At 42.8% G+C, this 21,992-nt stretch carries 26 protein-coding genes; 10 read left to right on the top strand and 16 right to left on the bottom strand.

Annotation, left to right across the window (positions count from 1 at the left end):
- Window positions 1-6: 6 nt before the first annotated feature.
- The 9 genes from fabF to O0550_RS03975 all read right to left on the bottom strand — a co-directional run bounded on the left by fabF (window position 7) and on the right by O0550_RS03975 (window position 7,074).
- On the bottom strand, window positions 7-1,248 hold the full coding sequence (gene fabF / locus O0550_RS04015; protein WP_003336867.1) for a beta-ketoacyl-ACP synthase II: 1,242 nt from the start codon (window positions 1,246-1,248) through the stop codon (window positions 7-9).
- 131 nt (window positions 1,249-1,379) lie between these two features.
- The gene (gene acpP, locus O0550_RS04010; RefSeq protein ID WP_003336866.1) at window positions 1,380-1,613 is read right to left on the bottom strand and encodes an acyl carrier protein; all 234 of its coding nucleotides are present in this window, start codon (window positions 1,611-1,613) and stop codon (window positions 1,380-1,382) included.
- A 52-nt stretch (window positions 1,614-1,665) separates the two neighbouring features.
- Complete coding sequence (gene fabG, locus O0550_RS04005) at window positions 1,666-2,406, bottom strand: 3-oxoacyl-[acyl-carrier-protein] reductase (RefSeq protein WP_258425740.1); 741 nt, start codon at window positions 2,404-2,406, stop codon at window positions 1,666-1,668.
- Window positions 2,406-3,362, bottom strand: a complete 957-nt coding sequence (fabD, locus tag O0550_RS04000) for an ACP S-malonyltransferase (RefSeq protein ID WP_003341450.1) — start codon at window positions 3,360-3,362, stop codon at window positions 2,406-2,408. The genes fabG and fabD overlap by 1 nt, the downstream gene beginning before the upstream one ends.
- Before the next feature lie 33 nt (window positions 3,363-3,395).
- On the bottom strand, window positions 3,396-4,409 hold the full coding sequence (locus tag O0550_RS03995) for a beta-ketoacyl-ACP synthase III (RefSeq protein ID WP_003336862.1): 1,014 nt from the start codon (window positions 4,407-4,409) through the stop codon (window positions 3,396-3,398).
- Complete coding sequence (plsX, locus tag O0550_RS03990) at window positions 4,406-5,419, bottom strand: phosphate acyltransferase PlsX (RefSeq protein ID WP_003336861.1); 1,014 nt, start codon at window positions 5,417-5,419, stop codon at window positions 4,406-4,408. The genes O0550_RS03995 and plsX overlap by 4 nt, the downstream gene beginning before the upstream one ends.
- Window positions 5,420-5,451: 32 nt before the next feature.
- Window positions 5,452-6,018, bottom strand: a complete 567-nt coding sequence (gene fapR / locus O0550_RS03985; protein WP_003336860.1) for a transcription factor FapR — start codon at window positions 6,016-6,018, stop codon at window positions 5,452-5,454.
- Window positions 6,019-6,191: 173 nt separating this feature from the next.
- Window positions 6,192-6,362, bottom strand: a complete 171-nt coding sequence (gene rpmF / locus O0550_RS03980) for a 50S ribosomal protein L32 (protein WP_018670782.1) — start codon at window positions 6,360-6,362, stop codon at window positions 6,192-6,194.
- Between the two features lie 193 nt (window positions 6,363-6,555).
- A complete protein-coding gene (locus tag O0550_RS03975) occupies window positions 6,556-7,074 on the bottom strand; it encodes a YceD family protein (RefSeq protein ID WP_003336859.1) in 519 nt (172 codons plus the stop codon).
- A gap of 167 nt (window positions 7,075-7,241) precedes the next feature.
- Here O0550_RS03975 and O0550_RS03970 point away from each other — a divergent pair, with 167 nt between their 5' ends.
- Window positions 7,242-8,474 (top strand): nucleotidyltransferase, encoded by a 1,233-nt coding sequence (locus tag O0550_RS03970; RefSeq protein WP_258425670.1) that lies wholly within the window; start codon window positions 7,242-7,244, stop codon window positions 8,472-8,474.
- A gap of 15 nt (window positions 8,475-8,489) precedes the next feature.
- Here O0550_RS03970 and O0550_RS03965 read toward each other — a convergent pair whose 3' ends face one another.
- Together O0550_RS03965 and O0550_RS03960 are read right to left on the bottom strand one after the other, a co-directional pair.
- Entirely contained in the window at window positions 8,490-9,578 is a 1,089-nt protein-coding gene (locus O0550_RS03965; RefSeq protein WP_258425669.1) for a SepM family pheromone-processing serine protease, read from the bottom strand.
- The gene (locus O0550_RS03960) at window positions 9,535-10,368 is read right to left on the bottom strand and encodes a patatin-like phospholipase family protein (protein ID WP_181747980.1); all 834 of its coding nucleotides are present in this window, start codon (window positions 10,366-10,368) and stop codon (window positions 9,535-9,537) included. The genes O0550_RS03965 and O0550_RS03960 overlap by 44 nt, the downstream gene beginning before the upstream one ends.
- A 133-nt stretch (window positions 10,369-10,501) precedes the next feature.
- Here O0550_RS03960 and ylbJ point away from each other — a divergent pair, with 133 nt between their 5' ends.
- Window positions 10,502-11,719: a sporulation integral membrane protein YlbJ gene (ylbJ, locus tag O0550_RS03955; RefSeq protein ID WP_003336855.1), complete on the top strand. Its 1,218-nt coding sequence runs from the start codon at window positions 10,502-10,504 to the stop codon at window positions 11,717-11,719.
- 96 nt (window positions 11,720-11,815) lie between these two features.
- On the opposite strand, the gene coaD is transcribed toward ylbJ, so the two are convergent.
- Window positions 11,816-12,310 carry a pantetheine-phosphate adenylyltransferase gene (gene coaD / locus O0550_RS03950; protein WP_003336854.1) on the bottom strand — a complete coding sequence of 165 codons (495 nt, stop codon included), beginning with the start codon at window positions 12,308-12,310 and terminating at the stop codon, window positions 11,816-11,818.
- 1 nt (window position 12,311) lies between these two features.
- On the bottom strand, window positions 12,312-12,878 hold the full coding sequence (gene rsmD, locus O0550_RS03945) for a 16S rRNA (guanine(966)-N(2))-methyltransferase RsmD (RefSeq protein ID WP_022584370.1): 567 nt from the start codon (window positions 12,876-12,878) through the stop codon (window positions 12,312-12,314).
- A 431-nt stretch (window positions 12,879-13,309) separates the two neighbouring features.
- Between rsmD and O0550_RS03940 the strand changes: the two genes are divergently transcribed.
- Both O0550_RS03940 and ku read left to right on the top strand, forming a co-directional pair.
- Window positions 13,310-13,453 (top strand): hypothetical protein, encoded by a 144-nt coding sequence (locus O0550_RS03940; RefSeq protein ID WP_003336852.1) that lies wholly within the window; start codon window positions 13,310-13,312, stop codon window positions 13,451-13,453.
- 80 nt (window positions 13,454-13,533) lie between these two features.
- Window positions 13,534-14,514 (top strand): non-homologous end joining protein Ku, encoded by a 981-nt coding sequence (gene ku / locus O0550_RS03935; protein WP_258425668.1) that lies wholly within the window; start codon window positions 13,534-13,536, stop codon window positions 14,512-14,514.
- Window positions 14,515-14,584: 70 nt separating this feature from the next.
- Here the strand turns inward: ku and O0550_RS03930 are convergent, their stop codons facing one another.
- Window positions 14,585-15,130 (bottom strand): glutathione peroxidase, encoded by a 546-nt coding sequence (locus O0550_RS03930; RefSeq protein ID WP_003341463.1) that lies wholly within the window; start codon window positions 15,128-15,130, stop codon window positions 14,585-14,587.
- Window positions 15,131-15,303: 173 nt separating this feature from the next.
- Here O0550_RS03930 and O0550_RS03925 point away from each other — a divergent pair, with 173 nt between their 5' ends.
- The 6 genes from O0550_RS03925 (at window position 15,304) to O0550_RS03900 (ending at window position 19,975) form a co-directional block, all read left to right on the top strand.
- Window positions 15,304-15,933, top strand: coding sequence for a YhbD family protein (locus O0550_RS03925; protein WP_121474757.1), 630 nt, complete (start codon window positions 15,304-15,306; stop codon window positions 15,931-15,933).
- On the top strand, window positions 15,934-16,656 hold the full coding sequence (locus tag O0550_RS03920; RefSeq protein ID WP_003341467.1) for a polymer-forming cytoskeletal protein: 723 nt from the start codon (window positions 15,934-15,936) through the stop codon (window positions 16,654-16,656).
- A 56-nt stretch (window positions 16,657-16,712) separates the two neighbouring features.
- Window positions 16,713-17,651 carry an ATP-dependent DNA ligase gene (locus tag O0550_RS03915; protein ID WP_003341468.1) on the top strand — a complete coding sequence of 313 codons (939 nt, stop codon included), beginning with the start codon at window positions 16,713-16,715 and terminating at the stop codon, window positions 17,649-17,651.
- A 105-nt stretch (window positions 17,652-17,756) separates the two neighbouring features.
- Window positions 17,757-18,653, top strand: coding sequence for a non-homologous end-joining DNA ligase (ligD, locus tag O0550_RS03910; RefSeq protein ID WP_258425667.1), 897 nt, complete (start codon window positions 17,757-17,759; stop codon window positions 18,651-18,653).
- 130 nt (window positions 18,654-18,783) lie between these two features.
- Complete coding sequence (lgt, locus tag O0550_RS03905) at window positions 18,784-19,578, top strand: prolipoprotein diacylglyceryl transferase (RefSeq protein WP_258425666.1); 795 nt, start codon at window positions 18,784-18,786, stop codon at window positions 19,576-19,578.
- Window positions 19,579-19,735: 157 nt separating this feature from the next.
- Window positions 19,736-19,975, top strand: coding sequence for a hypothetical protein (locus O0550_RS03900; protein WP_101668710.1), 240 nt, complete (start codon window positions 19,736-19,738; stop codon window positions 19,973-19,975).
- A 32-nt stretch (window positions 19,976-20,007) separates the two neighbouring features.
- Here the strand turns inward: O0550_RS03900 and O0550_RS03895 are convergent, their stop codons facing one another.
- Entirely contained in the window at window positions 20,008-21,015 is a 1,008-nt protein-coding gene (locus tag O0550_RS03895; protein WP_003341477.1) for an inorganic phosphate transporter, read from the bottom strand.
- Window positions 21,008-21,625, bottom strand: coding sequence for a DUF47 domain-containing protein (locus O0550_RS03890; protein ID WP_258425665.1), 618 nt, complete (start codon window positions 21,623-21,625; stop codon window positions 21,008-21,010). Before O0550_RS03890 ends, O0550_RS03895 begins: the two co-directional genes overlap by 8 nt.
- Window positions 21,626-21,992: the final 367 nt, after the last annotated feature.

Raw genomic sequence — 21,992 nt, 5'->3', positions numbered from 1 at the left:
CATGCTCTACTCCGCATAACGTTTTAAAAGAATGGTCGCATTATGCCCACCAAAGCCAAATGTGTTAGACAAAGCATATTCTACCTTTGCCTCTCTCGCTTTGTTTGGTACATAATCCAGATCGCATTCCGGGTCAGGGTTCTCTAAGTTGATGGTTGGAGGTAAAATCTGATCACGCAGGGCATAAGCTGACGCCATCGCTTCGATAGCTCCTGTCGCTCCCAACAAATGACCTGTCATTGATTTGGTAGAACTCACAGCTAGCTTGTAGGCGTGCTCACCAAACAGGCTCTTAATTGCTTTTGTTTCAGCCACATCACCGGCTGGAGTAGATGTACCATGTGCATTGATGTAGTCCACTTGCTCTGGAGATACACCCGCATCCTTTAACGTATTTAACATACAGCGTCGGGCACCGTCTCCATTTTCATCCGGAGCAGTAATATGGAACGCATCAGCGCTCATACCATAGCCAACTACCTCGGCAATAATGGTTGCTCCACGCTGTTTAGCATGCTCTAGCTCTTCCAAAACCAATACTCCAGCACCTTCACCCATAACAAAACCATCTCGACCTTGATCAAAAGGGCGACTTGCCTTTTGTGGCTCGTCATTGCGAGTAGACATTGCCTTTAATGAACAAAAACCAGCCATACCCATCGGACGAATTGTCGCTTCTGTACCACCTGTAATCATAGCATCGGCTTGACCGAACTGAATGAGACGGAAAGCGTCACCAATTGAATTCGTACCTGTTGCACATGCAGTGATTGCACTCGAGGTTGGACCCTTTGCACCTAGCTCGATAGAAGCAATTCCAGAAGCCATGTTAGCGATTAGCATAGGAATAAAGAACGGACTAACGCGACGCGGACCCTTCTCCATCAAAATTTGATGTTGTTCTTCCCATGTACTAAGTCCACCTATTCCTGAACCAATATAGACACCGATACGCTCAGCATTCTCCTCAGTAATGGTCAAATTTGCGTTTTTCACTGCTTCCTTCGCTGCTGCTAGACCAAACTGCACGAAACGATCCATCCGACGTGCTTCTCGTTTGTCCATATATTGTTCGGGATCAAAATCTTTAACTTCTGCTGCAATTTTTGTAGGATAATCGGTTGGGTCAAAATTCTCAATCCGGCTGATCCCTGATTTACCTGCAAGCAGGTTCTTCCAAAGAGTTTCTGGGTCTTTTCCAAGTGCGGTTATACACCCAAAACCCGTAATGACTACTCTACGTCTCATGTTCATTCACCTCTATATAAATCAGCTTGCGCATCCTAGCTTAACATTATTAGTAACGTATCGTTTGTTGAAAAAATCACCTATTTGCGTAAAGGGAGAAGCCCCGTCGAAACGGAGCCCCTCCTTAGCGATTACTTGTGGGAAGATATGTAATTAACTACTTCACCCACAGTAGTAATTTTTTCTGCATCTTCATCAGAGATCTCTAGGTCGAACTCGTCTTCTAATTCCATAACAAGCTCAACAACATCAAGGGAGTCTGCCCCTAGATCTTCTTTGAAAGAAGCTTCTAACGTTACTTTATCTTCGTCTACGCCTAAACGGTCAATGACGATTTTCTTAACACGATCAAGAATTTCTGCCACTTACTTCACCCCCTCTCACGTATTATACGGGATGTCTCTTGTAAAAACCAGTTTACATATACATACCGCCGTCTACATGTAAGGTTTGTCCTGTCATGTAGCTTGAGGCATCAGATGCTAGGAAAAGTGCCACACTAGAAATTTCGTCAGCCGATCCAAGACGGTTAAATGGAATCTGTGCTAAAATTCCACTCTTAACGTCTTCCGGTAGAACATCTGTCATATCAGTGTCAACAAATCCCGGAGCAATCGCATTTACCTTAATGTTTCTGGAAGCGAGTTCACGAGCAGTGGTTTTGGTTAAACCAATGACTCCAGCCTTGGCAGCCACATAGTTAGCCTGTCCTGCGTTACCTAATACACCTACAACCGATGTAATATTGATAATGCTTCCGCTGCGCTGTTTCATCATTGGACGAGTCAACGCTTTTGTCATATTAAATACGCCTTTTAAATTGACGTTGATAACCTCATCCCATTCTGACTCTTTCATGCGCATTAAGAGATTATCCCTAGTAATTCCTGCGTTATTTACGAGAATATCAATTTTTCCAAAGCGCTCTAGCGCTGCTTTTACCATATTCTCCGCTTCTTCTGTATTTCCTACATTGGCGCGAATCATAATTGCTTCACGACCCATTTTTTCGATCTCAGCTACTGTTTCCTGAGCTTTCGCTTCGTTTCCTGAGTAATTAACGATGATATTGGCTCCGGCTTCCGCATATTTTAGTGCGATGGCACGACCGATACCACGAGAAGCCCCTGTAATCAAAGCTACTTTACCTTCTAACATTAACATGCTTCTCCTCCTCCAACGAATTCAGTAAGTGAATCCATGTCTTGCAGGCTAAAGATTTTTATGTTGGCTTCTTTTGGTGCAATTTTTTTCACCAAACCAGCTAATACTTTTCCGGGACCGATCTCAATAAACGTAGTGACGCCTTGCTCGATCATCCAAGCAACTGAATCCTCCCAAAGAACAGGAGAAGATACCTGTTCAACCAAGCTCGTAGCAATTTCGCTAGAATTCGTCACAGGACGTGCTGCAACATTCGTCACTACTGGTACATTGGCATCGTTTATTTCGATATCTGCTAAAACAGCCTGTAAAAGCTCAGCCGCTGGTTGCATCAAGGAAGAATGGAAAGGTCCGCTAACATTTAGTGGCATGACGCGCTTAGCGCCCGCTTCTTTTGCCAGTACTCCCGCTTTCTCTACACCTTCAGCACTACCTGAAATGACAATTTGCCCTGGGCAATTCATATTTGCAAGCTGAACAGGGTATCCGGCTTCGGTAACTTGTTCACATATGCCTCGCAACTTTTGGCGATCCATATTAAGTACGGCCGCCATAGCCCCTTGACCAGCAGGCACTGCTTGTTCCATATATTGTCCACGTGCACGCACGGTTTTCACAGCATCGGTAAAGCTGATTGCTCCTGCGGCTACCAATGCAGAATATTCGCCCAAACTGTGTCCTGCCACGAAATCTGGCTTCAGATCAGGGCATTTTTCTTGTAAAACCTTAAGAACAGCAACGCTCATGGTCAAAATAGCTGGCTGCGTATTTACTGTCAAACGCAGCTCCTCTTCAGGTCCTTCGTAGCAAAGATGTGAAAGCGAGAAACCTAGTGCTTCATCCGCCTGACTAAAAATCGCTTTTGCCGCTGATGATTCTTCACATAACTGCGCTCCCATTCCAACAAACTGAGAGCCTTGTCCTGGAAAAACAAATGCTAGTTTACTCAAATCCATTCGACTCCAATCCCTGTGTACTTCGTATTATTCGCCGTTTTGCTCACGTGTGCACCATGTGAGCAGTGCTGCTCCCCAAGTCAAGCCGCCACCAAAGCCAACGAGAATAACATTGTCTCCTTCTTTAACTCTTCCCGCTTGGATAGCTTCATCCAACGCAACGGGAATAGAGGCAGACGACATATTTCCATAGCGATCTAAGTTAATTACCACTTTATCCTCTGACAAACCAAAACGTTTCACAGCCGAATCAATGATACGTAAATTTGCTTGATGTGGTACCAAGAGATCGATTGCTTCCTTTTCTAGTCCTGCTTTTGTTAACACGGTGTCAGTTGCACTGTTCATGACTCGTACAGCAAATTTAAAAACCTCATTGCCAGTCATGGTCAAATAGTGCATTTTGTTCTCTACGGTTTCTTTTGTAACTGGGTAACGAGAACCGCCACCTGGGAGAGATAGCAACTTAGCACCTGATCCATCCGCACCTAGGTCAAAGGCTTTAAAGCCCATTCCCTCTGGAACAGGACCAAGAACAGCCGCTCCTGCGCCGTCACCAAATAGTACGCATGTATTACGATCTTCATAGTTTGTGATTTTGGATAATGACTCTACCCCGATAACCAGCACATAACGATACATGCCGTTCGCGATAAATTGTGTAGCAGTCGTCACCCCGTAAATGAATCCCGTGCATGCTGCGGAAAGGTCGATAGCCGAGGCTTTCTTAGCACCCAATCTTTCTTGTAATATGCATGATGTAGATGGAAAGGAATGGTCTGGAGTTACTGTTGCCACAATAATCATGTCAATGTCTTCAGCACTGATGTTTGCCTTGTTCAGCGCTCTCACGGCAGCTTCATAGGCTAGGTCTGAAGAAGCTTGATCTTCCGCACAAATTCGACGTTCACGAATCCCTGTACGAGAGGTAATCCATTCGTCAGAGGTTTCCACCATCTTTTCCAAATCGGCATTACTTAACACTTTATCAGGTGTATAGGAGCCTGTTGCCAGGATTCCTACAGGACGTAATCCATTCATTCTTTTTCCCCTTTTCCGCTATGATCGATCTGTAGCTCCTTTAAGATGAGCTGATTGACATCAGACTTGCAAAAACGCGCCGCTGCTAGCAGGGCATTTTTAAATGCTTTTGCATCGGATGAACCATGCGCCTTAAAGACAGGTCGTTTCAATCCAAGCATCGGAGCACCACCGTACTCTGCATAGTCCATGCGGTTAGCAAAACGTTTTAGACTTGGCTTTAAGATGGCAGCAGCCAGTTTATTCATGAAGGTTGAGGTAAGCTCACGCTTCAACTGAGAGAAAATAGCTAAAGCCGTTCCCTCTGTATTTTTCAATAAAATGTTGCCAGAGAAGCCCTCACATACTAGTACGTCGCAAGCATCCTCTAGTAAATCTCGCGCTTCTACGTTCCCAATAAAATGGACCGGACTCTCCTTTAGCAAGGGAAAGGTGCTTTTAGCCAGTTCATTCCCTTTCGCTTCTTCTGTACCGACATTTAGTAGACCAACGCGTGGCTTTTTTATGCCTAACACTTTTTCTACATATAGGCTACCCATAATAGCATATTGCACGAGGTGCTGGGGTTTCGCATCCATATTGGCGCCAACGTCAAGCACCAATGTAACGCCACCCTTGATTTTGGGAATCATCGCAGCTAGAGCCGGACGTTCAATTCCCTTCATGCGTCCCGTAATCAATAAGCCCGCTGTCATCAATGCTCCGGTGTTACCAGCAGAAATGACCGCCTCTACTTCCTCTTGACGCGCTAGTTCTACTGCTTTTACTAAAGAAGAATCTTTTTTACGGCGCACAGCTTTGACCGGTTCTTCATCTGTTGCTATTTTTTCTGTTGTATGTAAAATCTCAATATTAGATGGACGGGGTGTAGGCAGATAGCTGCCAATAGCTGATTCATCCCCAACTAAAACAATTTGTAAGGAGGGTTCAACAGCGATAGCCTCCAAAGCGCCTTCTACGGCACTGCGGGGTGCATGGTCGCCCCCCATGGCATCAAGTGAAATACGCAAGTACAATTCCCTCCTGTTTTTTCCTGACCTTACTACTCACGGATACGAAAAACTCTAAACGTAGCAGTAAACACATTTTCCCCTTGAACCTTCGTTTCGACGCGCACCTTGCTTTCGTCCCCTTCCGTAGAACGAACCACAGCCTTAGCAACCAGCTTCTCGCCTTGCTTCACAGGCCGAATAAAACGCATGCGGGCTGTAGCCGTTAAAGCAACATCCGCGTCGATAACAGCAACCGCCAGGGAGTTTGCTTGAGCAAAGATATAATGCCCACGAGCAATCTGTGTTCGAGTAAACACATACTCCTCTGTTATTTCTAAGACAGAAATTCCATAATCATCCAGTTGCAGATCTATTACTTCGCCAATCACCTCTTCAATTCCTAGTGATTTGACTGGATCCAAACTTTTCTCTGCAACAGATTTAATCCGTTCACGTAATTCCGGTATGCCTAGCTCTAAACGATCCAGCCGTATTGTTTGGATGCTAACATCAAACATCGCGGCCAAATCTTCATCCGTAGCGAATGGATTTCGTTCTAGACTATCCACGAGCTGTCTTTGACGATCTCTCTTAGCTATGCGAGCGATTTTCGGCACCCCCCTTAGCTTTTTCTATCTATGCTTACGAGTTGTTTTTAATACCAGGTACTAAATTAGTATACGGGAGGGAGGCTATTTTTACAACCCTATTCATAAAAATAACTTAATCCGTTAGATTCCCCCGTTTGAATAGAAAAAAAGCAAGGTGATCACCTCACCTTGCCTCTTACTTATTGAACCACTTTCTTACCTTTGTAAGTTCCGCAGCTTGCGCATACGCGGTGAGCTAGTTTGTGTTCGCCGCAGTTATCGCATTTAACCATACCTGGAATCTCTAATTTGAAGTGCGTACGACGCAATCTTTTACGAGTTTTGGAAGTTCTACGTTGAGGTACTGCCATCTTCCTTACACCTCCTTCGAAGTCAAAATGTCTGAAGGTTCCCCATATAGAAACTCAAGGCATAAAGCCGTAAGTGAAATGGTTATCTGTGGAACCGATGTATGTGGGTTAGGGCTAATTCACAGGAATCGACCAACCCGTTCAAAAATGAAGCAATTCATCCAAAGAGAAGCGCTTCATCTTGAAAACAAGCTTATTCTTCTGCTTGAATGAAGAATTTTTTTAGGGCTTCTAAACGCGGATCAATACGTTCTGTGGAACAATTGCATGACTGTTCATTGCGGTTAATTCCGCAACTCGCGCACAGTCCCTGACAATCCTTGGAGCACAATGGGAATGCTGAAATTGACAACAAGAAGTCTTCTTCCAGGAACGGGTCCAACTCGATCTCTTCGCCAGTCACCTGATGAATATCGCTATCCTCATCAAATTCGATATCGGATGTATTCGGCGCAAAGGTTTCAGAAAAAGGAATCGAAAGCTGTTCCGTGTACGGTGTCAAGCAACGCGCACAAACGAACTTAGCTTCTGCTTGTATTTCTCCCTTGATATAGATTAAGCCACCGAGCTCCATAGCCTCTCCTGTAACAGTAACAGGTGATAAGTCTCGAATCTCTTGATGACGCTTCTTTAAATCCTGGGAATCCAAGTTTGTTTGAAAAGGAAGTGGTTCTCCTTTTCTGTGGTGCAATTCTATTAGTTTAATATTCATGTTATCACCTCATGCACAACAAAGATGATTATAGCTTTTGCCTACATCTTTGTCAACCTATTTTCCTTGACACCTTATCGGCTGCAAATAGAATTTGCCAGAACAAATGAACTTGTCTACACTACCAGTACAGATAGGTTCTGGTAGAAAGGATGTAATTTTTACAAATGAAATCAGTGGGCCTTATAGTAGAATACAACCCTTTGCACAATGGACACAAGCTTCATTTTGCATTAGCGAAAAAAATGACAGGCGCTGATGCCTGTGTCGCCGTCATGAGCGGCAACTTTTTACAACGGGGTGAACCTGCCATCGTCTCAAAATGGGCTCGCACGGAAATGGCTCTGCGTTTAGGTGTTGATTTGGTAATTGAACTCCCTACACTCTTTGCCACCTCGAACGCTGAGTTGTTTGCCCACGGTGCGGTCTCACTGTTAGATCGCATCGGAGTAGTTGATACGCTATGCTTTGGTTCGGAGTGCGGAGACATTAGCTGGATGAAACAAGCGGCACAGCTACTCGCGCATGAAGCACCTGAATTTTCTCATTTACTAAAAGCAGGGTTACGCGATGGTCTTCCGTATCCTAAGGCATATGCTGAAGCGGCTCACACGTACCTCACCGATCACGGCATTCACGGCGCAGCTCTCGATCAACCAAATAATATACTCGGTTTTAACTATCTCCTATCACTGGCTAGGTTAAACAGCAAAATTGTACCTGTCACCATCCAACGTCAAAAAGCAGGCTATCATCAAGAAACAATCACAGACGAGCAGATAGCAAGCGCTACCGCTTTGCGAAAAATATTGACAGAGCAACAACAAAAGATAGCAGCAGTCGCCGGATACGTACCGAGAGCTACTGTAGAAGTGTTGCAACGTGAATGGCTTTCTGGGCTTTGTCCTATGACGTGGGAAAATTTCGCTCATCCTCTATTCCATCGTCTGTTACAGCTCACTGCACAAGAGCTTGCTACGTATCATGAAATAGAAGAAGGAATGGAACATCGGCTCCTTGAATCGGTACGGCGATCAAAAACCGTTGCACAGATGATCACCTCTGCTAAAAGTAAACGATATACGCAAAATCGCATTCAACGTATGTTGCTTAACGTGCTACTCGATGTAAAAAAAGACCAGATATCTGCTTTCAACCTCCGCCATGGCGCCTCATACGCCCGTGTACTTGGGTTCAGCCAGAAGGGAAGAGCATTACTTCAGCAGGCTAAACAAAAAAGTGCAATCCCCCTCTACACGAATGTAAGGGATGGATTGCACCCTATGCTTGATGTTGATATTCGATCAAATGCTTTGTACCGTTTGGCTCATTCGACTCAAATCGAGCAGCCCTTTTTGGAAGAATATCGCCGGATTCCTTTACAAATCACACCTGAGTAAGAGAGATCTTTTCTTTTACTCTGTTCCCTTTGGCTTTAGGTGCTGAAGGTATTGTAGTGCATCATCTACCGTTTTTACTGGAACAATCCGCATAGAGGTATGAATACGTTTCGCCGTTTCCACCGCTACTTCATAGTTTGATTTATCGCCGCTTGTATCGTTTGGCGCAAAGAAAATTTCTGCTCCTGCGGCATCAGCGGCGATAACCTTGTGATTGATGCCACCGATCCTTCCTACAGTACCATCGGAATTCATTTCACCCGTTCCAGCAATACGATAGCCACGCGTGATATCGATTTCTGGACGCAATTGATTATAGATTTCCAAGGTAAACATTAAGCCTGCGGACGGTCCACCAATATTATTAGCGGCAATCGTAATTTTCTTATCAAATAGGATGCGTTTTTGATCCTGCGGTGTAATCCCAAACCCAGCTCGATGGGACGTTGCTCCATTATTTTCCGGTAATTGCGCCAGAATCAATTCCGCCTGTTCTTGTTTTCCATCCCGTTTAAATTGTAGTTGGATAGCATCACCAGCCTTCTTACCTTCCAATAAGAGGAATAGATCATTCTTATTTTTAACCGGCTTGTTGTTCAGCGAGGTAATGACATCTCCCACCTTCAACACGTTTTTAGCTGGAAAGCCATCCATTACCGACAAGACTAAGACTCCTTGATCCTCCATTTTGACTGGATAGCCAGCTTTTTTCAGGGCGACCGCTTCTGCAACCTGCTGCGATCGCTGCATCACCAACAGCTCCCGTTTTGCATACTCCTCATCGCTTTCACCCTGCGCTGTAATAAATTTATCGGAAATGAGATCAGCATCCTTAGAAAATTGTGCGTATAAATACGTTAAAGGTGTTGCTCGGGACATGCGTACAGTGGTCAGCATAAATGTACCCTTCTCATCCTTTACGCCGCCTTCTACGGTAATCATAGGCGAAAGCTCTTTAGCCGTCCCAGCACGCTGTACATAATAAGGCATAGGTATATAAGTACTAATGACCATAAGAATCATAATGATCATAGCTACCAGGACGGCTATATTCCGTTTATTAGTTCGTCTTAAGCCCTCGTTCGATTGATTTTCGTTTTGCATCTGTTTCCTCCCAATTCTTTATCATCTCTTTAATTTGATCAATATGCTTTCGAGCCGCTATCTCTCCTAATTCGACAATTGAATCTATTTGTGTAAAAGACAAGCTACCGATGTGACCTACCTCTGGACGGATCACTAAATCTGCTGATAGCATCCTATGGCGCAAAATTTCACGTTCCATTACATCTATCGTTTGAGCAATCACATCAAAGATGCTTGACACTTTCATTCTGGTGTCAAAATTCGCTACATCAATGGCCAGGACTAGATCAGCCCCCATTTCTTTCGCAACGGTTATCGGCACTCGATCAATTACACCTCCATCCACCAGCATTCTGCCATTTACCTGCTCTGGCACAAAAATTCCTGGCATAGCAATACTGGAACGCACAGCGATATCTACAGGTCCCTCTGTAAAAACAACTCGTTCTCCCGTCTCTATATCAGTTGCTACAATTGCTAAGGGAATTTGTAGTTCTTCAATATTTTTGCCATGAGTTAATAAGCGGATGATTTCTTTTATCTTTTGACCGGCTACCAATCCCATATGAGGGACCACTAAATCTAACCAGTGCTTGCGCTTTAAATTTATTGCCAATTTCTCCATCATGTCTGGTCGAATTCCATTTGCATAAAAGGCCCCTACCAAGCTCCCCATACTGCTTCCTGCTATAAAATCAACAGGAATATCATGCTCTTCAAGTACCTTTAGAATACCGATATGAGCCAATCCACGGGCACCCCCCGCTCCAAGTGCTAAACCAATGGTTGGTCGTTTCTTGTCTGTCATAAAAAACGCCTCCTCCCCTCAATCATATGAAAACAGCCCACTTCTCCATTCATTTTTTAGCTAGTAGAGAGTATGAATAGTTTGTACCTCTCCAACGTAGACATGTACTAACGCTTACATCCGGGAGGGTTATATGTCGCATCGTTCTCCTTATCTCACAATTAGTTTAGCGATTTTGTCGCTCCTTTTGGTTTTTGTACTTATTATTAATCCGGAGCCATCCTTTCAAGCTGCCGTTCGCGGCTTAAACATTTGGTGGGAAGTCGTCTTTCCTGCTCTTCTCCCCTTTATATTTGTATCGGAGGTTCTGATGGGAGTTGGTGTTGTTCATTTTATCGGGGTATTACTGGAGCCACTGATGCGTCCTCTCTTCAATGTCCCGGGTACAGGAGGGTTCGTGCTGACAATGGGGTTCTCTTCCGGCTATCCAGTCGCAGCCAATCTAACCACGCGTTTACGAGAGAAAGGCCACATTACAAAAGTTGAAGGGGAAAGGCTCGTTACCTTTGCTACTACGGGAGATCCACTTTTTGTTATCGGTGCAGTAGCCGTTGGTTTTTTTAACAGTGAACAGCTCGGATATGTAATCGCCTTTACCCATTATGGTGCTGCAATCCTGCTTGGCATGCTTTATCGTATGTACTCCCCTGTTTCCCCCATAACAGCGATTTATGAAAAATCACAGCATCCCTTACTTTACCGGGCCTTACAAGCTATGCATCGTGCCAGACTCAGTGATAATCGCCCCTTCGGCAAGCTAATGGGAGATGCCGTGCAATCCGCTCTACAAACCCTAATGGTGGTCGGGGGCTTTATTATCATGTTCTCTGTCTTGCTTCAAATGATGCAAACCGTTGGCATTACCAGCTTCTTAAACCGGGTTCTCTTTTTATTGCTGGGCCCGTTTGGATTTACAGACGCGATGGGTAAGGCTGGCTTAGCTGGGTTATTTGAAGTAACAATGGGTGCTCAAAATACTAGTGAAATTCAGAATATCTCGATGATGGTCAAAGCAGCTATTACCGCTGCCATCATATCCTGGGGTGGTCTAAGCGTCCATGCACAAATTGCAAGCATTTTAAGCAAAACGGATATTAGCGTGAAGCCTTATCTCATCGGGCGGGCTATCCATGCTATTTTTGCAGCGGTGTTAACAATCGTGTTCTGGAAACCACTTACGATCATCACGCAAAATGTAAATACAAGCATCCCAGCATTTTTACCTAGCGAGCACTTACTTCAGGCTAAATCGTGGTGGCTTATTTTTTCTCAAATGAGCACCATTGCAGCTTGTATCGCAATTGTCTTATTTTTAATTTGTTTTTTATTACACAAGCTTTGGAAGCAATAATGGCCTAATATGTATACAAATAAAGGAAGGGTAAGAAACCCGCGTTCCTTACCCATTTATTGAAGCCTTTCCCTACAGGCCGGCTAGCAACCATTCCTAGCTGTTTCCCTGTAATTCCTGAAACTTTAACCGCATCGATTGCTCTACAATCGGGGGCACCAAATCAGTTACATTGGCATCATACTTGGCAAGCTCCTTTACGATGCTTGAGCTTAAGAAAGAATATTGATTATTTGTCATGACAAACAGTGTTTCAATCTCCTCATCCAGCTTGCGATTAATAGAGGCCATCTGCATTTCATATTCAAAATCAGATACTGCCCGTAAGCCCTTTAACAAGACCCGAGCCTCTTTTCTTTGCATATAATCAACCAACAAGCCATTAAAGGTATCTACTTCTACATTAGAATACTCGGCTGTTACTTCACGTAATAATGCCATGCGCTCTTCTAATGTAAATAACGGCTTTTTATTTGAATTAACCAGTACAGCCACAATAACCTTGTCAAAAATTTTAGCTCCACGCTTAATGATATCTAGATGCCCATACGTGACCGGATCAAAACTGCCTGGGCAAACTGCTATTCTCATGCTAGGAATCTCCTTCCACTATATAGCGATAAATAGTAACCCTCGTATCTCCATAAGTAGAGCAACGATATTGCTCACACATTCCAATCTGTTCAGGTAAAGTTAGCTTAGCATCATGCTCGGTCACAATCCAAGCATCAGCGGCTACCATATGTAATTGTTGGAGTTGTTCAATCTCTTGCTCAAGCTTTTGCTTTGCATAAGGAGGATCAAGAAATACTAAATCAAATTGCACCCCACGAGTAGAAAGCACCTTAAGGGCACGTGCTGAATCGATTTTATAAACCTCTGCCTGCTCATCCAAACGCAAGGTTTTAAGATTTTGTTTGACCGTGTTAAAAGCTTTGTTGTCACTGTCTACAAAAATGGCCTTTGCAGCACCCCGACTAAGAGCTTCAATCCCTAAGCCTCCTGTCCCTGCATATAGATCCAACGCCCATTCCCCATCAAAATATGGTCCGATCATGTTAAAGATGGATTCCTTTACCTTGTCTGTTGTGGGCCTTGTGCTTGTACCAGGCACGGCAGCTAGCGAACGACCTCTATGTTCTCCTGAAATCACTCTCATTTTCTCTTCACCTAACTTGTATACATATCCGTTGTCACACTTTTTCGTGAGACAGTAGTTTTCATACTACCATATAGGAAGGAAAAACGTAAAATTTTCAATCCAAACGATAAAAAATATAAATCAGGATGTATAACTTACCAGTTTGCTGGTAAAAATGTGTTACAAGCGATGCTATGGTGTCGCTGACAACCGCGGAGAAGACTTACGTTTCCCCATAAGCTCTTCCTCCGGTTTCTCCTCTCCCATAATTGAAGTCAGTTCAGTTGACACCTCATGTAGATAGGAGCATGAAGGTGACAGGTTTCCCTCGTGGAAACAGCTTGAATGACTGCCTCACTCTTTTTAAGAAGAAGTGAGGTATTTTTTTGTCCAAAACAGAGATATTAGTAAACGTCCCCATTCATAAAGAATAGAAGGAGAGAACCAGCATGGCTGCTAAAAATCCATCAGAACGTAAGATTAAAGCCTCTAAAGCTCAATCGCAGGCGGATCGCACTGGTGTTGGAATCGAGCGTGCCCGCGATATGCAATCGGAAGCGGATCTTCTTGATGCCAAGAAGCATAACCAATAAATATTGTTGACGTCCCAAAAGTTACATGCCAATACATTATGCCTCCTTGTGGATACTACTTCTATAAGGAGGCGTTTTTTATGCACACCGTTTGGAAAGGTTCCATTAGTTTTGGTTTAGTGAATATCCCTGTTCGTATGTTTACAGCAACAGAAGACCGCGATATTCGTTTTCGTCAATTGCATAAGGAGTGCCATACGCCCATTCGGTACTCCAAGGTTTGCCCAACCTGTGACCGTGAAGTAGCTTCCGATGAAATCATAAAAGGATACGAATATGAAAAAGGTAATTTTGTTATGATTCAAGACGAGGATTTGGACAAAATCGCCCCCGAAACGAAACGGGCTATTGAAATTGTCGATTTCGTTCAACTGTCAGAAATTGATCCCATTTACTTCGATAAAAGCTACTACCTCTCTCCACAGGAAACAGGGGAAAAGGCTTATTCCCTCTTACGGGTTACTTTGCAGCAGACCGGTAAAATCGCAATTGCTAGAATCACCTTGCGTAATAAAGAAAGCTTGGCCGTATTACGTATCTATCAAAATGGTATGGTGTTAGAAACGATCTTCTATCCCGATGAGGTACGCTCCTTAACTCAAGTACCAGCTCTCCCTCAAGCAGATGCGCCACTAGTCGAGAGTGAGCTAGCTATGGCCATTCAATTAGTCGAAAGCATGTCTCGTCCCTTCCACCCTGAACAATACCAAGATACGTATCGACAGCATTTACAAGAGCTCATTACGACAAAACTGGAAGGGAAAGAGGTGGCAACAGCGCCTTCCGCACCACGCGCTAATGTCATTGATCTCATGCAGGCATTAAAGGAAAGCTTGGCTCAAGCTGAAGCCCCCCAAGAGCTGGCAACAAAAGAAACAAATGAGAATCGTGACATCGTGGAACGATATCCTGAGCCGCGGCCTATTGCTCAGAATCCCAAAAAGAAAAGCAAAGCATCTACAACTGCGGCTACAACGAAGCTAACCCCTGATACAAGCACTACCAGTGTAACAAAAGCCTTGCGACGAAAGAAAACACAGACACCGAATACGAAATCATAACGAAAAAGCTGAGGGCCCAGCTTGTTGCTCTCAGCTTTTTCATTTTTACTTTCTAGGATAGCTGATATGTCTATAATACATCCTTAATTGGAGCTTCTAAATCCATTGGCTCAACAGGCGACTCAAAACGCCCCACTACCTTCCCTTCTCGATCCACTAAAAATTTTGTGAAATTCCATTTTATAGAGTCATCCATCAATGTCTCAGGAAATTTTTCTTGTAAAAACATATGTAAAAGTCGCCCAGATGCCTGTGACTCATCAAAGCCAGCAAATGGAATTTCCTGACATAGATAACGAAAGAGCGGATTCGCATTCGTTCCCTTTACATCCGTTTTCGCAAATACCGGAAATTTCACCCCATAATTCAACTCGCAAAACTGAGCAATTTCCTTGTTATTTCCTGGTTCTTGTTGCTCAAATTGATTGCAAGGAAATCCTAAAATTTCTAAACCATCATCTCGGTAACGGTCGTACAGCTTCTGTAAATCTGTATATTGCGGTGTAAAGCCACATTTGCTAGCTGTATTAACAATAAGTAAGACCTTCCCTTTATAACGTTCTAATGACACCGTTTCCTCATGCATTGTTTGTACGGAAAAATCAAAAATGCTCAAACAAATCACCATCCTCTCTCTACATTATAATCATTCTAAATAAATTACGGCAATTATTTTTGCACTTACATACACTTTTGATCCATTTACAACGTAACATTGTTATGTTACGATCGTTTGCACAAAGTAAACTTCTATCCTTACAAAAGGAGGTCACCCAAATTAACCAGGAATTGCTTTCAAAAAAACAATTGCTAGAGCAAACCGGAATCTCCTACGGCCAGCTTTACCGCTGGAAACGTAAAAATTTAATTCCCGAGGACTGGTTTATTCGCAAGTCAACCTTTACAGGGCAGGAGACTTTTTTCCCTAAGCAGGAGATCCTGCATCGAGTGAACAAAATTCTAAGTCTGAAGGACGATCTTTCACTAGATGAGTTGGCAAATATGTTCTCTCCTATTCCTTTAGATCATGCAATGAATAGACAAACGATCCTTTCTCGAAACATTGTTACACAAACTTCACTTGAGCTATATGAGGAATGCTTTGCCAAGCAGCAGGAATACTCTTTTGAAATCGTCTTGTCCTTGTATGCTGTTGATCAATTACTGCTCAGCGGTGAGTGTAGTCGAGAAGAAGCCAAAACCGTTCTGCGCACCTATGCAGCTAACTATGCTTCCTTACAGGGGAAAACGGCTGAACTTATTCTTGTTAGAAAAATGGGCGTATCCATCTGTTTAATCACATCATCTCCTGAAGAACTATTTTGGGAAGAGCATGCTCGAATTGTTGCCCGTCTTTCTCTTCCTGTTTTACTTGAAAATTTGAAGCAGAAATGGGACATACTCAAGGAGGAATTGTAAATGTCAAGAAAAGAACCCGATGATCTCGTAATCAATGGTTCCATGAAAATACCCGGAGGAACTTTTCATTCTGTCAAAATAGCTGGTAGTGCAAAAATCACGTCTGATCTTGTATGTAAGGAATTTTCTTGCGCGGGGCATGCTACTGTGGATGGAGATGTTGAGTCTGAAACCTTTGTCGTTCGAGGCAACTCCTCGGTTCATGGAAGCGTCGAAAGTCAAATCTTGAAAATTAGTGGAAATACAAAAGTCAATGGTCAGGTTAAAGGTCAGGAAATTAACATTGATGGCAGTATTTTGGTTGATGGCTCCTGCCATGCAGAAGAGATGAGAGTACGTGGCTATACTAAAATTGCTGGCGATTGTGAAGCAGAGTCCTTTCAGACGTATGGCTGCTTTCAAATAGAAGGATTACTAAATGCGGGACGAATTTATATTCAGCCAAGCGGTGAATGCAGAGCAAAAGAAATAGGCGGGGAGCATATAGAAGTAAAACGACGCGGTTCCTTCCTCCCTTCCCTGCTTCGCCCGTTTTTTTCCAACAGTCTAACTACACATATTATCGAAGGCGACGATATTTATTTAGAAGACACCAAAGCCACCATTGTCCGTGGCAATCATATCACCTTAGGTCCAGGATGCGACATCCAGCTCGTAGAATACAAAACGAGCCTTATTTGCGATGATAAAGCAAATGTGAAGGAAAAAGTTCAGCAGCAATAAAATCTGTTAAGAAAGCGATCTGTACATCTAATCATTCCATTGTTACGAGGTGGCATATGAACCCAATCATCCCATTTGAACCAACCATTTGTGAAAGTATTCCTCAAGGCTCTGAATGGATAGCTCAGATTAAATGGGACGGTGTTCGCATCTTAACCTATTTTGATGGTCAACAGGTTCAGCTATTTAACAGAAGAGGCAATGAACGAACCTGGCACTACCCTGAAATCACAAATATAGCTACGTATAGTTCAGCCACTTCCCTCATTTTGGACGGTGAAGTAATTTCCCTTGGTTCTACAGGAAAACCATCCTTTCATGAAGTAATGCGTAGAGATGGAATTCGCCGTCTTGAAAAGGTATCTCATATAAAATCCCAGGTTCCCATTACTTATATGATCTTTGATATCTTATTTGTTAATGGGGACTGGGTCAATCATCTTCCCCTACGCGATCGAATGGAACTGCTACAGCAGTGGATCAAGCCTTCTGAGCATATTCAGTTGGTAACCAGTCATCCCGACGGACATGCACTATATAAGGTTGTACAAGAACATCAATTAGAGGGCATTGTTCTAAAAGATCTAACAAGTAGCTACCTTATCAATGGAAAGGATAAGCGTTGGCAAAAGAAAAAATACTACCGTGATCTAATTGCTGTTATAGGCGGTGTTACATTTCGCGATCAGGTGGTCAACTCGCTTCTATTAGGACTCTACACACCCGATGGTCATTTACACTATATTGGTCATGCTGGTACAGGAAAACTGACAAACGCAGATTGGTTAGCATTAACACAGGTTATCAAGCCGCTCCTTCAAAAGGAGATGCCCTTCATGAATCGACCAGATCGGTATAAGGATGCCAGTTGGCTTTCACCTGAACTAACGGTAAAAGTGCATTTTGCTGAGTGGACAAGCGGTTTAACATTGCGACAACCAAGTATTCAAGCCTTTGTCGATGTACCAGCTCAGTCATGTCGATTTGATGTGTAATATTTGCGGAAATGATCTGGACAAAAAAGAAGCGGATGCTGTGAAGCAAATACAGAAATATCGGGAAGAATAAGGCACATCCGAATAGCAGGAGGTGTTTATTCCTTGGCGATTGCTACGAAAGAGTATCGTTTAGAGATCGAAGGAAAAGAACTAGTTATCACCAATCCCGATAAGCCTCTTTGGCCTAAAGCCAGCGTAACCAAACTCATCTATTTACAATATCTCATACAAATGGCTCCTTATTTACTCCCTTATACAACTGATCGATTTTTAACTGTGATTCGCTATCCGCATGGAGTCGAGGATAAATCGTTTTACCAAAAAAATCTTCCAGATTATGCGCCAGAGTGGATTCCACGTGCTGTAGATGGCTCTATCACCTATGCATTGTTAAATGATACTGCCACACTGATCTGGATGGCCAATCAGGCTGTATTAGAATGGCACATTGCTTTTCATACCTATCAAGAGGAATGGCCTACTGAGTTGGTTTTTGATCTTGATCCATCCACTCCCGATTTTAGAGATGCAATAGAAGCTAGTTTGTATCTAAAAGAGATTCTGGATGAGCTACAGCTCAACAGCTATCCCAAAACATCGGGGGCCAGTGGTATCCAAGTTTATATTCCTATTCAGCCAGGCTATGCTTTCGAACAAACTCGAAAGGTAGGAGAATTTATTAGTAACTATCTGACGCAAAAATATCCGAAAACATTAACCATCGAACGTTTGACGAAGAATCGAGGAACGAAGTTATATCTCGATTACTTACAGCATTGGCGCGGCAAAACATTACCCGCTCCCTACACAACCAGAGCCAAGGAGCTAGCAACAGTCTCCGCCCCTCTAAGCTGGTCGGAAATAGAGAGTGTACATCCTAGTGATTTTACTATCCACACAATGCCTGAACGGGTCAAACAAAAAGGAGACTTATTTCTTCCTTTACAACAGCGAGAAAATCGATCTACTCTAGATCATATTTTAGATATATTAAGCTAAGACATAGACGGATTTTTTGTTCCAATCCTTATCTTGATAGAAAAACAGCTTTCGTGAGAATGGAGGAGGAAATACGTGTGTATTCTATGTTATACTTTCCCCATGAGTAAACATGAGGAGGAGATTCACTTTGTATGATCCGATTGCCTTTTCCATCGGAAGCTTAGATGTCCATTGGTATGGACTTATTATGGGGACTGCTTTTTTAGTAGGAACATATCTCGCGCGTTATAATGCCAAGCGCTCTGGTATAGATCCCGATCACATTTTAAACATGGTAGTCTGGATTATTCCTGCCGCTATTGTTTGTGCTCGTCTTTATTACGTAGCCTTTGAGTGGAACACGTATAAAGAGAACTTGCTCGATATCTTTAAGGTCTGGAATGGTGGTCTGGCAATCCACGGAGGACTCATTGGCGGATTCATCGCTGGTGCTTTGTATATAAAAAAATACAACCTGCCTTTCCTTACATTAGCAGATGCTATGATGCCTAGTGTTATCTTGGGTCAAGCCATCGGTCGTTGGGGTAATTTTATGAATCAGGAAGCACATGGGGATGTAGCTTCTGCCGCATTCATGTCTCACTTCCCTGCCTTTATCCGTGAACAAATGTTCATCCAAGGTCAATACTACCATCCTACTTTCTTGTATGAATCCTTGTGGAATATACTTGTCCTTGCTCTCTTATTATTGATGCTGTACCAGTTCAAAAAATTTGATGGGCAAATTTTAGGCAGTTACCTGATTTTATATTCATTTGGTCGTTTCTTTATTGAAGGAATGCGTACAGACTCCTTGTATCTCGGACCTTTACGCATCGCCCAAGTAATGAGCCTTGTTTTGATGGCAGCAGGCTTCATTGTCCTAGTTTACTGCTATCGCAGACAAAAAAAGATCGGTTCCAAGCAAAAAGATAGTATGTAGCAAGACCCATAAATAAAGCACTCTGTCCCAGTAAAAGGGGCCGGGTGCTTTTGTTATTTTCAGAAGAGCTGTTGCTCGTTTAAAAAAAATAGAATCAGGTCATACTGGATTTACAGTCATAATCGACTGGCATTTCTGATAAGGAAGGGCTGAAAAAATGACTAGTGAACTGTTAGAAGAATATTTAGATCACGTTGTAATTGTGCATTATCAGCTAGCCAACGCTTCGAATACGCTCCCCGCCCATCATACAGAAGAAGGGTTGCTTTATGATTTTGACAGTGCTGGAATCTTGCTATGTCAAAAAAATCTGTGTTATATTCCATTTCATTCCATCCAAAAAATAGAAATAAAAGCTAGGCCCACTCTCTGGCAACGCTTAACAGGAGTGTCCTAGCTTTTAGCTTATAATCTTACTATTGTTACATTTTATAAAAACACATCAAGAACACGATAGCTGACAGCAGCTAAGAGAGCTACTGTTGGAAGCGTAATCACCCATGTGAAAACGATACGTCCTGCAACCCCCCACTTAACAGCAGAGAATTTCTGTGAGGCACCTACCCCCATAATAGCGGAGGAAATAACATGAGTGGTACTAACCGGCAATTTCAGAATCGTAAATAGAGTAATGATAAACGCAGAGGATATATCAGCCGAAAAGCCTGAAATCGGCTTGATCTTCATAATCTTGCCACCTAGCGTTTTGATAATTCTCCATCCCCCAACAGAGGTTCCGAATGCCATGGCAAGAGCGGCTGAAACCTTCACCCATAGCGGGATATCTGTTGTTGTAGCGAAACCACCTGAAACCATTGCAAAAGTAATGATTCCCATCGTCTTCTGTGCATCATTTGCACCATGGCTAAATGCTTGCCAGGAAGCAGACAGCACCTGTAAATAGCGGAAGCCTCTGTTTGTCTTGTGATAAGGCATGTTAGCGACGATTTTGGAAACAAGTTTAATAACAATAAAGCCAACTACAAAGGCAATGAGCGGAGAAAAAATCAAACCTTGAATGATTTTGATAAAGCCACCATAATTAACCGCACTAAAGCCTTCAGCTCCTACCACCGCACCTGCAATTCCACCGATTAATGCATGGGAGGAAGAGCTAGGAATACCGAACCACCAAGTAATCAGGTTCCAAAGAATTGCAGCCACCAAAGCAGCAAGAACTACCACTAAACCATTTTCTAGCTGAAATGGGTTAGCAATATCGCTACCAATCGTTTTGGCAACACCTGTATAAGTAAGCGCACCGACCAAGTTAAAGATCGCAGCCATGAGAATGGCCGTACGTGGGCTTAGTGCACGGGTTGACACCGAGGTTGCAATTGCATTGGCTGTATCATGGAATCCGTTGATAAAGTCAAAGCTCAAAGCCATAATCACCACAAGAATGAGGATGATTAGTTCTGGCGACAGATTAAGCATTCTTCAGCACAATCCCTTCAACCAGATTAGAGACGTCCTCAGCAAAATCAGCACAGTCTTCCAGTTTTTCATATATCTCTTTCAGCTTAATCGCTTCAATTGGGTCTTGCCCTGGTGTATTTAACAGCTCAGAAACCATTTTGCGATAGTTCGCATCTGATTCATGCTCAAGTGCTTTAATATCCTTTGCGATACCCTCCACTACGTTATGATCCAGCTTACGTAGAGTGCGAATCAATTCAATTAGTTTAGAGGTTAGCTGGTGTAGGATATTCGCTTGAGCTAGAACACGCTTGTCTACTTGTTTTACCTGGTAGAGATACATGCATTCTGCAGTACCATCAATCAAGTCAATAACGGAATCCAGTGTATGAGCCAACGCGTGAATATCCTCACGTTCCAACGGTGTGATAAATGTTGAGTTCAACTGGTTCATTATTTGACGACCAACAGCATCGCCTTCTTTTTCAACTGCTTTAATTTCAGCTACTTTCTCCTGTAAATTTTGGTAGTTACTAACCATTTCAAAAAAGAGATGGGAACCTTTATGTACAGTCGCAGCTTGCTGTTCAAAAAGATCGAAGAATGTTGTTTTGTTAGATTTGATCATGGAAGAAATCTCACTCCTTCAGAATTATCACCTCTACGATTATATAAAACATGGTTTTCTACGTAAATTGATTTATAGTCAAAATTCGACAAAACTATGTTAAGTTTTTGTAAAGATATTAATAAGATTTGATAAACCGCTAGATGACAGGGTTTTTAGCACTTTTATTTTTTATTTATTTGCAAAAAAATCCTTTATTTCCTCCATGAAAATTAAACAAAAACATACTTATTTTGTATTTATTGATAATTTATACATTAATTTACTGGTAATATTTAGATATTTTTTGATACTTGATCGCAAATTGTTAACAAAATGTTTGCTTGCCAAATTCATAGGTCATTTGTATCAGATGCTCTCCCATTTT

It is taken from the genome of Brevibacillus halotolerans (assembly GCF_026891775.1).
In the GTDB taxonomy this organism is placed as follows: domain Bacteria; phylum Bacillota; class Bacilli; order Brevibacillales; family Brevibacillaceae; genus Brevibacillus_B; species Brevibacillus_B halotolerans.
The sequence above is the reverse complement of the archived record's forward strand: the minus strand, read 5'-3'. Positions and strand labels throughout refer to the sequence as shown.